Source organism: Staphylococcus sp. HMSC070D05 (assembly GCF_001815595.1).
Lineage (GTDB): Bacteria > Bacillota > Bacilli > Staphylococcales > Staphylococcaceae > Staphylococcus > Staphylococcus hominis.
On sequence record NZ_KV821103.1, the window covers coordinates 1 to 11,935 of the forward strand.

Annotated in this window: 13 protein-coding genes; 6 read left to right on the plus strand and 7 right to left on the minus strand. The window is 28.8% G+C overall.

Annotated elements, in window-relative coordinates; genetic code table 11:
• Window positions 1-439: 439 nt before the first annotated feature.
• Complete coding sequence (locus tag HMPREF3046_RS03945; RefSeq protein ID WP_070518960.1) at window positions 440-1,126, minus strand: DUF536 domain-containing protein; 687 nt, start codon at window positions 1,124-1,126, stop codon at window positions 440-442.
• A 478-nt stretch (window positions 1,127-1,604) separates the two neighbouring features.
• Here HMPREF3046_RS03945 and HMPREF3046_RS03950 point away from each other — a divergent pair, with 478 nt between their 5' ends.
• Window positions 1,605-2,573: a replication initiator protein A gene (locus tag HMPREF3046_RS03950; protein ID WP_070663172.1), complete on the plus strand. Its 969-nt coding sequence runs from the start codon at window positions 1,605-1,607 to the stop codon at window positions 2,571-2,573.
• 268 nt (window positions 2,574-2,841) lie between these two features.
• On the opposite strand, the gene HMPREF3046_RS03955 is transcribed toward HMPREF3046_RS03950, so the two are convergent.
• Together HMPREF3046_RS03955 and HMPREF3046_RS03960 are read right to left on the minus strand one after the other, a co-directional pair.
• Window positions 2,842-3,081 carry a DUF3847 domain-containing protein gene (locus HMPREF3046_RS03955; RefSeq protein WP_070518972.1) on the minus strand — a complete coding sequence of 80 codons (240 nt, stop codon included), beginning with the start codon at window positions 3,079-3,081 and terminating at the stop codon, window positions 2,842-2,844.
• A 4-nt stretch (window positions 3,082-3,085) separates the two neighbouring features.
• Window positions 3,086-3,367, minus strand: a complete 282-nt coding sequence (locus HMPREF3046_RS03960) for a hypothetical protein (RefSeq protein WP_057504646.1) — start codon at window positions 3,365-3,367, stop codon at window positions 3,086-3,088.
• A 203-nt stretch (window positions 3,368-3,570) separates the two neighbouring features.
• Between HMPREF3046_RS03960 and HMPREF3046_RS03965 the strand changes: the two genes are divergently transcribed.
• Window positions 3,571-5,493 (plus strand): MobA/MobL family protein, encoded by a 1,923-nt coding sequence (locus tag HMPREF3046_RS03965; protein ID WP_057504645.1) that lies wholly within the window; start codon window positions 3,571-3,573, stop codon window positions 5,491-5,493.
• Window positions 5,494-5,783: 290 nt separating this feature from the next.
• On the plus strand, window positions 5,784-6,458 hold the full coding sequence (locus HMPREF3046_RS03970; RefSeq protein ID WP_225973520.1) for a hypothetical protein: 675 nt from the start codon (window positions 5,784-5,786) through the stop codon (window positions 6,456-6,458).
• A gap of 11 nt (window positions 6,459-6,469) precedes the next feature.
• Here HMPREF3046_RS03970 and HMPREF3046_RS11490 read toward each other — a convergent pair whose 3' ends face one another.
• Window positions 6,470-7,132 carry a hypothetical protein gene (locus HMPREF3046_RS11490; protein WP_225973519.1) on the minus strand — a complete coding sequence of 221 codons (663 nt, stop codon included), beginning with the start codon at window positions 7,130-7,132 and terminating at the stop codon, window positions 6,470-6,472.
• Window positions 7,133-7,337: 205 nt separating this feature from the next.
• On the opposite strand from HMPREF3046_RS11490, the gene HMPREF3046_RS11195 reads away from it, so the two are divergent.
• Both HMPREF3046_RS11195 and HMPREF3046_RS03985 read left to right on the plus strand, forming a co-directional pair.
• Window positions 7,338-7,430: a type I toxin-antitoxin system Fst family toxin gene (locus HMPREF3046_RS11195; protein ID WP_001791613.1), complete on the plus strand. Its 93-nt coding sequence runs from the start codon at window positions 7,338-7,340 to the stop codon at window positions 7,428-7,430.
• Between the two features lie 461 nt (window positions 7,431-7,891).
• Complete coding sequence (locus HMPREF3046_RS03985) at window positions 7,892-8,497, plus strand: recombinase family protein (protein WP_002497488.1); 606 nt, start codon at window positions 7,892-7,894, stop codon at window positions 8,495-8,497.
• 242 nt (window positions 8,498-8,739) lie between these two features.
• On the opposite strand, the gene HMPREF3046_RS03990 is transcribed toward HMPREF3046_RS03985, so the two are convergent.
• The 3 genes from HMPREF3046_RS03990 to HMPREF3046_RS04000 are packed head-to-tail and all read right to left on the minus strand — an operon-like array spanning window position 8,740 to window position 11,281.
• Window positions 8,740-9,693: a metal ABC transporter substrate-binding protein gene (locus HMPREF3046_RS03990; protein WP_002497487.1), complete on the minus strand. Its 954-nt coding sequence runs from the start codon at window positions 9,691-9,693 to the stop codon at window positions 8,740-8,742.
• Window positions 9,694-9,711: 18 nt separating this feature from the next.
• Window positions 9,712-10,551, minus strand: a complete 840-nt coding sequence (locus HMPREF3046_RS03995; RefSeq protein ID WP_002497486.1) for a metal ABC transporter permease — start codon at window positions 10,549-10,551, stop codon at window positions 9,712-9,714.
• Window positions 10,544-11,281 carry a metal ABC transporter ATP-binding protein gene (locus tag HMPREF3046_RS04000; RefSeq protein WP_002497485.1) on the minus strand — a complete coding sequence of 246 codons (738 nt, stop codon included), beginning with the start codon at window positions 11,279-11,281 and terminating at the stop codon, window positions 10,544-10,546. The genes HMPREF3046_RS03995 and HMPREF3046_RS04000 overlap by 8 nt, the downstream gene beginning before the upstream one ends.
• 153 nt (window positions 11,282-11,434) lie before the next feature.
• Here HMPREF3046_RS04000 and HMPREF3046_RS04005 point away from each other — a divergent pair, with 153 nt between their 5' ends.
• Window positions 11,435-11,806 (plus strand): metal-dependent transcriptional regulator, encoded by a 372-nt coding sequence (locus HMPREF3046_RS04005; protein ID WP_002497484.1) that lies wholly within the window; start codon window positions 11,435-11,437, stop codon window positions 11,804-11,806.
• The last annotated feature ends 129 nt before the right edge of the window (window positions 11,807-11,935 follow it).

The following is an 11,935-nucleotide window of genomic DNA, read 5'->3' on the forward strand; positions in this document are numbered from 1 at the left end:
TTTTTTCACTTATCCAGATACTTTATGTCCCGAACTCATTTTTAATAACAAACTTTAACGTATTCAAAATGTGCAAAGGGAATGTTTGAGATAATTCTCAGACAAAATGTTATTAATTAGGAGAACTGTATCAAAGTAACTCATCCAAAGTTTTTCAATACAGTAAAGATTATATATGTTAAATAATTAACATACCCTAATTATAATGTTAGGCTTCCCTAAGGTCAAGTTAAGAAATATATTTTATTAGATATAGTGATGCAATATGTTTAATCACGTAATAGACGCTAAATTAAATCATTTTAATTTTTAATTTTTAGCATATTGAGTAATTATTGGAGTTTAGAATTAACATAATCGATGATTATCAGAAGTTCCATCACTATAAAAGGTGTATCAAAGATTTATAACCCCCTTGATACACCTTTTACATTCATTTTTAATTACCGAAGAATCGACTCCAAAATCCCTTTTTAGGTGGTTCTACCTCCCTATTATCATCAGGATCACTCTTCATTTCTTCAACGAACTTATCCCCTTTTGTAAATTCATCTTCGCTTGTACTGTCATTCTTTTTCTCTTTGGTTATATTCTTATGATTTACTTTTGTTGGTTGGCTTTTCTTTTGATGTTGGTTGATATTTTGAGACTCTTCAGTAAAAGTTGCTTCTTGTGGATTAATATTCTGTCTATTATTCGTGACTGTATCAAAAGAATAATTAAGCTGTCTTTCTTCTTCTAATTGGCTTTCTAGTTTTTGAATCTTTTTATTACTTTCTAATGCTAAGACTTGCTGATTTTCTAGAAGCCTATTAAGTGTATTTATTTGTTCTTTATCTCTACTTGCCTGTTCCTTATATATGTCTAGTTGAATATATAACTGTTTTATTGTTTCATCTTTTACAGGATCATTATTTTCAGAATTTTTTTCATTTATTTTACTTTCAGCGTCAGTGCTCTTTTTTTGATTTTTTTTTATTCTATTTACTACTACAATCTCATCTTCACTAGATAAGTAATTTACGTTATCAATTTTCTGAAATTTCACATTTGCTTTTTTAGCATTATTATAAACTGTCATTTTTGTCACATTTAGTTCGTCCGCAATTTTCTTCATACTTTTCATATAATAGCCTCCGTATAACTATATACGGTATTTATTATGCGTTATATAGTTATTATACTTAATATATCAATATTTTTATACTTATTCATAAAAGGTATACATATAATTATACGAATACGATTTATTATCTTTATATACTTATTATATACCTTTTATACGTGCTACAATAGCTTTCTTTATATAAAATCCCATATCACTATATAAAAACAATATATAGCCTTTTATTATTCTTACAAGATATATACATTAAATATATATATAAAATGTAACAAAGATTTGAAAAATGTTATTATAAATAGAAAGAAGCCCAACTACGGGAATAGTTAGGCCTCAATGGTAATAAAAAAGTTGTTTTTGTATAGTTGTTGTATTCATATTATATATATTAAGAATTATTAGCGCAAGTCTAATACATATATACTTACTTATGACTTTTTATTACCTCTTTTAAAAATTTAAATATGAAAGAGGTTTTTGTATGTCTAATTTTAATATTAAAGAAATCCAAAAAGAAAAATTCTATCGATTGCCTAAAGTATTTTTTACAAATCCTAAATATACTAAATTGTCTAATGATGCAAAAATTACTTGGTCAATATTAAGAGATCGTTTAGATTTATCTATAAAAAATAATTGGATAGATGAAAACGGAGATATATTCTTTATATATACTAACGAAAAGTTAAAACAAATCCTAAATATTAGTAGCCCAAACAAATTATCTAAAATAAAAAAAGAATTAACTCGAGCTGATTTGTTTAGTCAAATCAGAGTGGGATTAAATAAACCAAATAAACTATATCTAAAAAAACCTGAAGTAACAAAAGCTGATGTATATTGTATTACACAACAAGAAAATGACGTAGAACAGCAGTATTCTAGGGATGTATCAAATTCATACATCCAGAAATATGATAATGATACATCAGGAAATATCAAAATGATACATCATGATATATCAAAAAAATACACTAATGATACTGATTATAATGATACTGATTATATTAAGACTGAGAATAATGATACGGATGATTTGAATGATAAGAAATTAACTTATTCTAGTAATCACACAAATCATTCAAATCACTACTATTCAAAATTTAATGATGACGCTTTAAAGTTCCAATTACTAGAAGAACTACCGCAAAGTATTCAAAATTATTTAAGTAACTTTTCTGTAGATGAAATTAAACTTATTAAATCTGTATTATTAAAAGCCAAAACATCTTTCAACAATTCCATTGATACATATTACTTATTAGAAGACATGGAAATAGAAATACTGCATGTTCTTAAACGCTTTAAAGCCATGCTTATTCAAAAAAACGAAACCGTTGAAGCAATGCAAGGGTATCTCATGAAATCTCTTAAATCTGAATTCGCAGAAGTGCATACGCTTAATAAACGACGTGATAATTTACCAATCACTTCTTTATTTAATCAATAATTTAACTTAATAGCCCACCTTTATTTTCATAGCAATTAATAAATTAAATATGAAATCTAATTAAGTAAGTAGAGGGGACTAAAACTGAAAAGTTTTAGTCCCATTTTTTTATAAACGATTATTATTTATTGTGACTACTACTAACATTTTTTTTGATTCTGTTTCTTATATTTTATAGCATTATAAAAACCAACATTTTGAATACTATTTTCAATAACTTGTTACTATCTTTTTCAAGTGGAATACCAAGATTTGTTGACGTGATTAACTACTTCTTTTTAAATTTATTTGGTTTATTCATATTAATATAATTGGAATACATCTTTAACAATTCTTCTGTTTCATCAGGACTTAAATGCTCACATTCAAAATACTTTTCAAGCATTGCGCCTTTTCGAATCAGTCTATGGGCTCTTTCTTTTCTATCTAAATTTTTTAATCTATGTTTTCTTAATTCTGCTTTTTCAATTTCAGCATTTGTTTTTTTGAGATTTTTAAAATCATTCATCGTATCACTTACTATTCTGATTAATTTCGTTTTCTTTTAAATTTTCATTGTTCCTGTTACTGCCATTTTGTTCGATATTTTTATTAAATTCTTCAATGACTTTATCCATGATTTTATACAATTCATCACTAGAGTTAATCCTATTTAAATCAAGTTCGTTTAAAAAATAACCACCAATTTTATGAGATAGTTGTGCTTCTTGTTTTTTCTTTTGCGCTTTCAGTTGTTCAATTTGTTGCTCTAGTTGACTTAATTTCGTAATATCTGTTTGTTTGATTTTAGACATTAAAAAACTCCCTTAGTTTATCTATATAAAGCATATCATAATTCATTGGGTAAGTCGCACATTCATGGTATAATGTAACCAGTTCATAAGACACTGCCCATTTACATGCAAATTGAAAATTGGCATAAAAATGGGCAACCATAATGGTTGATCATTATAGTTCCCACAGGGGTAAAAAAACAGAAAAGAGAGGAGGTAAAATCATGAATAAAGGTTACTTTATGTTAAGAGTGACAAATATTAATCGAGCAACAAAAAATATCGTTGCGTCAGCGTCTTATCGTTCTGATAAAGCATTATATAGCGAACGTACAGATGAAAAAATTAAGTTTAGAAATCATATTGTTAAGCCTGAAAGCATGATTTTAACCCCTCAACATGCACCCGAATGGACTAAAGATAGAGAGCATTTATGGAATGAAGTTGACAAAGTTGAAAAGAATAATGCGAAAACGAAAAATCCTAGATTAGCAAAAGAAGTCTTGTTAAGTTTGCCTAATGATTTTGATAGAGAAGTACAAACAGAATTAACAAAAGATTTTATAAAAAGTGAGTTTGTAGACAAAGGAATGGTGGCTGATATTTCAATTCATAGAGATGATATGAACAATCCACACGCTCATGTTTTATTGACTCAAAGACCTTTTAATTCAGACGGTACTTGGGGAAAAAAGACAAAAACGAGAACACGATATGATGAAAACGGTCATGCGATTTTAAATAAAAATGGTAATAAAGTTAGAAAGCAAGAACGTTTTGCTGATTTTGATTTCAAAGAAGTTCGTAAGCATTGGGAATTAAAATTAAATCAATATTCAGAACGTGAACAAAGTTTAAGAAGATATGATAGTCGTTCTTTTGAAGCGCAAGGTTTAGATAAAATTGCCGAAATTCCACTAACAAGAGAAGAATATCGACTAGAACAAAACGAAAAAAGACGCTGTGAAAAAGAGGGTATCGAGTACAAACCCGTTACTTATTACGGACAGAAAAATGATCAAATTAGAAGATATAATCGTGGCGAAGTATCACAAATATTTAGTGATAAAGAGAAAAAACAAGCACAAAATGAAATCAGATTATTTATTCAAAATGCTAACGATCAAGTAAGTAAAAATGAACAAAATTATTCTATTTTATTTGATAGATATCAACGTGAAGTTGGCTATTCAGAGGCTAAGGAAACCATTAAAAATACGTTTGATAGTGCGTCTACCTTTGGTCGTAAAATTCAAAATGATTTACTCAAAAATGAAATTAAGAGACGTCAATTAAAATTCTATGCTAAAAATTATGATGAAAATTATCAGTTTAGAAAAGAAATTGAAAGCAAAGGATATAACCAACAAGAGTTTGTCAATACTGTTGAAACTAACTATAAAGCGTTACTCAATGAAAAGAATAAGTTAGAAAATAGAGAAGAAAAACGTAAAAAGATTTATCAATCAGCTAAAGATGTTTATCTAACTGAAAGTGAAAAAAATAATCTAATTGTTCAGCAAATGTATCCTAAATCTCATTATCGTTTTAGTCATGATGAGAAAGCATTTATTGTTGATGAGGCACAAAAAGGTAATATTATAAAAGCATCTCATGTGCGATATCTATTTAAACAAAGTAACCATATTCCTTCGGATGTATTTCTAGAAGATACTTATAAAAAAGCGAGTAAGGATATTTTCTTTAGTGAAAGACATCTTAAACACTTAGAAAAAGATAGCTTTGAATATAATGTTGAATTGCAATTTATTAAGGAAAAAGAAAAAGAAATTGATAGTTATAAAGAACATATTGATAATGATTTAAGAATAGATATAGGCGATAAAAACTTTGAAAAAGTCAAAGACCAAACACCTAATGAGAAAGTTCAATTACTTATCAAACTTGAAAAATATAACAATGTCGATCAAGAAGAAGTTATCGAAAAACATATTAATCAAGTGGATAGAAATGATAATGACAATCATCTTGAACACGAATATGGACAATCTAATCATATTCATTTACCTACGATAAATGCCAGTGACTTCCTTATGTATTATGCGAACGAAACTGAAAAACAAAACAATATTAATCATAATAAAAAGAAGAAGAAACAGGAGAGGAATAATCAAATGAGAAGATAGTAGGCCGTTGAAATGATACAAAGTTCATTCTTTAGTAATAAGAAACTTAAACAAATCTGGTATATTGGCGTTGCTTAAAGATAACATTGTAATTCATGATGATATATGGAATTTTAACTTATCAAATTGATTGAAACAAATGTCGGCATAGCGTGAGCTATTAAGGCGACCATTCGAAGAGTTTTGATATTGTTATAGATCCAAGCTTCAACATCAATAAGCAATTAGAATAAATCGATATATTATTTTGAAAGAAAAAAGGAGCGATAAAAAATTTGTTTTCGATATGTTTGTCTGTAATTTCTATAATAATTGCTATTGTTTCTCTTATCTCTTCTATACGTTCTAGAATCTATCAAAAAACTAAAGATAATAAACTATTAAGACCTCAACTTTTATTGGAAGCTCAAAAAAAGCAAACAACAGATTATATTGGAATCGATTTTGAAATTGAAGGTTATGAGAAGTTGAAAGATTATAATGTTTTACTTAAGTTTTTTAATAATACTGATGCTAAAATTATTGATTTATCTGTGTCTGTGAATGTCTTAAAAAATGAAACTTTTTATTATTTGTTGGATAAAGCATTAGAAGAGAAAGACAATAATTTTTATTGTGAAACTGATAAATCTGGTAATATTTTTTACACTTGGGATAAAGTTTTTGGTATGCCAGAAACTACGAACGTTCAACAATCTATTTTAGAAGGTGGAAATTCATTTGAAATAGAATTACCTGGTATTTTTTCAGCCTTACTGTTAGGAGCTATGTATTCATATCGAATGGATTTTAAAAAAACAAATTCTGTAATAGAGTTTGAAGTGGATATTTCATATAATCATGCCCTTACGAAAAAAAATAAATACGTGAAAATAAAAGAAATCATTCCTGTGACAATTACTTTTAATAATATGATTCAGGGACCATATGTTTTGTATGATTCATTTATCTTTAAACAATTATGATGAGCATTTGATCATTTTTTTAAATATTTTATTATATAACTTTTAATATTATTTTTTACTTCTATGTAATTAGTCGGATTGGGATTCATATGAAGAGGAGATAACGATATAGTTTTTTTATGTCCATCTACTTCTATTTCTATTTCTTGTTCACCATTTTCTCCGAATTCTTGAGTTAATATTGCTATATAATCACCTTTATTTAATTTTAATTGACCTTTTTCTATTTCTGTTTGATTTTTGGTAGGCATATCTTTTCTTTTATTAACGTTTATATGTTCAATCTTATTACCTTCGCGATTATAAATATTAAGTATTTTTATATCGTGTTCATCTGAGCCAATTACAACTGCTAGCTTGTTTGGGTTAGTTAGTATTATTTCTGCCATAATCTTTCTTTTTTTTTCGGCTATAAATTCATTTGGTATTATTTCCGTTTTACCTATTGGAAATTTATTTTGAAAATAGTTCTTTATTTCTTCAGGAGTTTTAGTTAGTGCTTCGTGATAATGTTCAGTTAAAGTTGCATAAACATTAACTTTTAATGTTGTTGTTTTGTCGAACAATATATATTTAATTAATATAATCATGTAAATTATTACTAGTATGGAGGATATTGTACCTCCGATATTTACAAACCATTCAAAATTTCTAGACCAATCGATTTTGTTCATTTCATTCTCCTTTTAGTTAAATTTGAATTTGCTATTTTGCGTGTTTTAAACTAGTTGAAAACGAGTTTCTTCTTGTTTTGATAGTTATTTATTCATAAAATGACTTATCGGAAGTTATCTATCATCGAATATTCGTAGATGATATAATATATAAGTCGCCTATCTCTCAGGCGTCAATTTAGACGCAGAGAGGAGGTGCATTACTTTGCTAATCATTTTCGTTCACATCATAGCACCAGTCATCAGTGGCTGTGCTGTTGCGTATTATACTTATTGGCTTAGTAAACGCAACAAATAGTTAATAGGCGACTTTATAAGCCAGCATCGAAAAAATCCCCACACTATTGCAGTAGTGTGGGGATTGGTGCATTAATTGTTAATCATTTTCGTTATCTAGATTATAACACTGGTTAGTAGAGAAATGCAAAATTAGTATCTATATAGGAGGATGAAATAAAATAGAGAGTATTATAGGATTTCTAACAATCTTTTTCTTTGCTGTAATGATCATCACTTTTTCTTTTACAGCTATACTATATATAATAAAAGGACTTTATAACGAGCAAGCAACAGGAGCTTTATTAGCTAGTTCAATATTCATGATTATATTTATCCTTTCTGCTCTTTTTTATTTATATTTAGTGAAAAGATAATACAAAAAATGTTAATTATAAGTCTACCCTAATTGAACAATTAGGAGCCCTTGTAAAATACAGTTTCTAAATGTATGATTAGGGTGTATGAGAAAGGGTGTTGAAAATGATAGTTGGTTATGCACGAGTATCAACCATTGATCAGAATTTAGATAGACAGATTGAAAATTTAGAAGCATTTGGTGCTGAAAAAATATTCACAGAAAAACAATCAGGTAAATCGATTGAAGATAGACCTATTTTTATAGAAACATTGAACTTTGTAAGAATGGGAGATCGTTTAATCGTTGAATCGATTGACCGTCTAGGAAGAAATTATGACGAGATTATTCAAACGGTGAACTATTTAAAAGAAAAAGAAGTTCAATTAATGATTACAAGCTTGCCTATGATGAATGAAGCAATTGGTAACCCATTATTAGATAAGTTCATGAAAGATTTAATCATTCAAATTTTAGCAATGATTTCAGAACAAGAAAGAAATGAAAGTAAGCGTAGGCAAGCACAGGGAATTAAGGTAGCGAAAGAAAAAGGTATCTATAAAGGCAGACCTGTCCTTTACTCACCAAACGCGAAAGACCCACAGAAACGTTTAGTTTATCAACGTGTTGTAGAAATGTTAGATCAAGGAATTTCTATTAGTAAAATTGCTAAAGAAGTAGATATTACAAGACAGACCGTATATCGAATTAAAAATGAAAGAACAAAATAATTAATAAAATGAGTAAAAAGTGATTGTATAACACATTAGGAAATGATAATATGTTATACAATAACCTGCTTCTTTTAATTTAAAATTCTAAACTTTATTAAACTGTAAAAATGATAATTTCAAACTTCTTCATATTTTTCCCTTTAATAAGATATGAAGACGAAACATCTCTTCCAAAAGATAAGTAAAAAAGTGAGCGTTATTATCTATATAGACAATAACGCTCACTTTTAGTTTCATTGTTATTTTTCCAATCCATCAGTTAAAACATCTAAATTATACTCTAAATATTTAAGATAAGTATCAGCTACGCCACCTTCTTTACTAATTTCATCAGAGTAAATTGGTTTCTTGTAAATTGATACGCCACTTTCTTTAGATACGGTTTCCATTGGACGCTTATCTACGTTTGATTCTACAAATAAGTGAGATGGCTCATTTTTATCAATAAATTTTACTAAATCTTTGATTTGTTCTGGAGATCCATTCTCGTCCGTGTCTATCGCCCAAATATAACCTTCTTTTAGGTCATAACGGTCTGTTAAATATTGGAAAGCTTGTTCACTCGCTACAAAAACACGATCTTTCTTAGGAATATCGCCTAATTGTTTTTCATAATCATCTTCGATGTTATGTAATTTTTTTAAATATGCTTTTTCATTTTCTTTATAATAATCTTTGTTTTTTGGATTTCTTTCAGATAAAGATTTCGTGATATTTTTAATCATTTTTTCTCCTACTTTCGGATCAATAAATGCATGAGGGTTCACTTCTTTTTTGCCATCTTCATCTTTAATGTATTTAGGTTTAACACCTTCTGATGTTTTTATCGCATTTTCTTTTGAAAAATCAGAAGACTCTAAAGCTTTAAATAACCAACCTTTACTGCCACCTTCTAAATTCAATCCATTATAGAAAACCAAATCGGCACTCGAGATATGTTTAATGTCATCTGGTTTAGGATCGTAGTCATGCGGGTCAGTGCCTGTAGGCACTAAATTTTTAACTTCAACGTGCTCTCCGCCAATTTCTTTAACCATATCATCAATCATAGAAAAACTTGTGACCACTTTGATTTTATCTTTATCTACTGATTCTAATTCTTTATCTGAATCACCGTCTTTATCTCCATTACTACAAGCTGCTAAAACAACAGAAAGTGTAATGGTGAATAAAAATAATATCACTTTTTTCATTATAAAAATCCTCCTAAGTTAATGTTTAATCATTCTCCACAATAGCCCATTTCTAGGTGCTAAGAAGAATGTGATAATAAATATAGCTGTAATAACTAATACAATAACCACACCTGAAGGTAAGTTAAATGTAAAACTAAAGAACAACCCAATAATAGATGAAATAGCACCTATCAACGCTGATAAAAGAATCATGGTTGATAGTCTTTTAGTCAGTAAATAAGCTGTCGAAGCTGGCGTAATCAATAAAGAAACAACTAAAATAACACCGACGGTTTGTAATGAGGCAACAGTTACTAACGTTAATAACACCATGATTGTGTAATGGATGAATTTTGTTGGTAAACCTGAAGCTGCAGCCATGGTTGGATCAAACGTTGATAGTAAAAATTCTTTATAAAAGATCACTACAATAATTAAGACAATCGCAGCGACAATAAATGTTAATGTTCGATCCTGTTCTTTAACTGTCAGTACATTACCAAATAAAATTTCCGTTAAATCTATGGACGATTGCGCTTTCGTAACAAGTAAAACCCCTAAAGCTAGAAAGGCAGAAAAAACAATACCTATAGATGAATCGCTTTTGATTTTACTGTTTTGGTTAACGAAACCGATTCCTAAAGCTGCCATAATCCCAAAGACTACCGCACCGTAGAAAAAATTAATGCCCATCATATAAGAAATAGCTACACCCGGTAGAACTGCATGTGAGATAGCATCTCCCATTAGCGCCAAACTTCTTAATACGATGAAACAACCAATAACGCCACAGATGATTCCGATGACAACAGAAGTTACAAGTGCTCTTTGAAGAAAACTAAACTGAAATAACTCATGTATAAATTGACTAATCATTTTTATCCCCACTTTCAGAAGGGATCAAAATATTTGTGCCAAAGGCTTGTGCTAAGTTATCTCCCGTAAACACATTTTCAACAGAACCAAAATCGATTAAATGTTTATTTAAAAGAATAAGGCTATCGAAATATTTACTGACTTTGGATAAGTCATGATGAACAATTAAAATTGTTTTTCCAGATTCAGCTAGTTCTTTTAATAAATCAACAATGATATTTTCACTTGTAATATCGATGCCAACAAAAGGTTCATCAAGTAATATCAAATCTGTTTTCTGAACTAACGTTCTAGCAATTAACACTCGTTGAAATTGTCCTCCTGATAGCTCCCCTATTTGTCGATCTTTATATTCCGACATATCCACTTTGTTAAGGGCTTCTGTTGCCATTGCTTTTTCTTTTTTCCCAGGTAACTGCCACGGTTTTAACCGAGGGTATATACCTAAAATGACACAATCTAAAACTTTCATAGGAAACGTTGTATCGATATTACTTTTTTGTTCGACGTATGAAAGATTTTTAAGTTGCTTATGTATAGGCTTACTTTTAAAAAATGTTTGTCCTTTGTGTGGTATTAAATTAATCATTGCTTTAATCAAAGTTGATTTACCTGCCCCATTTGGGCCAATAATCCCAACAATTTGTCCTTCTATCATTTGTAAAGAAACATCTTGTAAAGCTCGGGTTTGATTATCATAAACCACTGACAAGTTTTGTACATCTAACACGCTATTCCCTTCTTTCTTCACTTGCGTAAATAATATGTTTAGGTTATCCTAAATATATTATTTAGGTTATCCTAAATATATTATTTAGTCAAACGAAAATTTGAAGTTTGGCTAGCTATTTCTGCTTTAAAAATCAAAATTGTAGGTGGGATCATGATTACTGATGCGCAAAAGAAATATTTGAAAATTATCTTCCAATTAGGTGGAGACATTGAGCTAGTGTCTAATAAAATGTTATCTAAAAAGTTAGGAGCAGCGCCCCCTTCAATTAGCCAAATGTTAGATCGATTAACCGAAGCAGGTTTTGTCAAAAGTGAACATTATCGTGGTGTTATGTTAACTAAGAAAGGATTAACTTATACGATAGAAATGACTAACAATCATGAGATTATTAAAGCGTTTTTCATAAAAGTATTAAATATCAACTCTTCTGAAGTCAACCAAGAGGTTGATTTAATCGAAAATCACGTATCAGATAAATTTGTTCAACGTTTATCTGAATACTTAAGAACAAAACAATTTTAAAAAGGATGATTAACTATGAAGCTTTTTAATAAAAAGTACAGTACAAAGCAACAATTATTCTCTCCCAGCCCTCAAAATAAGAATACGAATCATAAATAAATGAGGCTGGGACATAATTTCTAACAAATT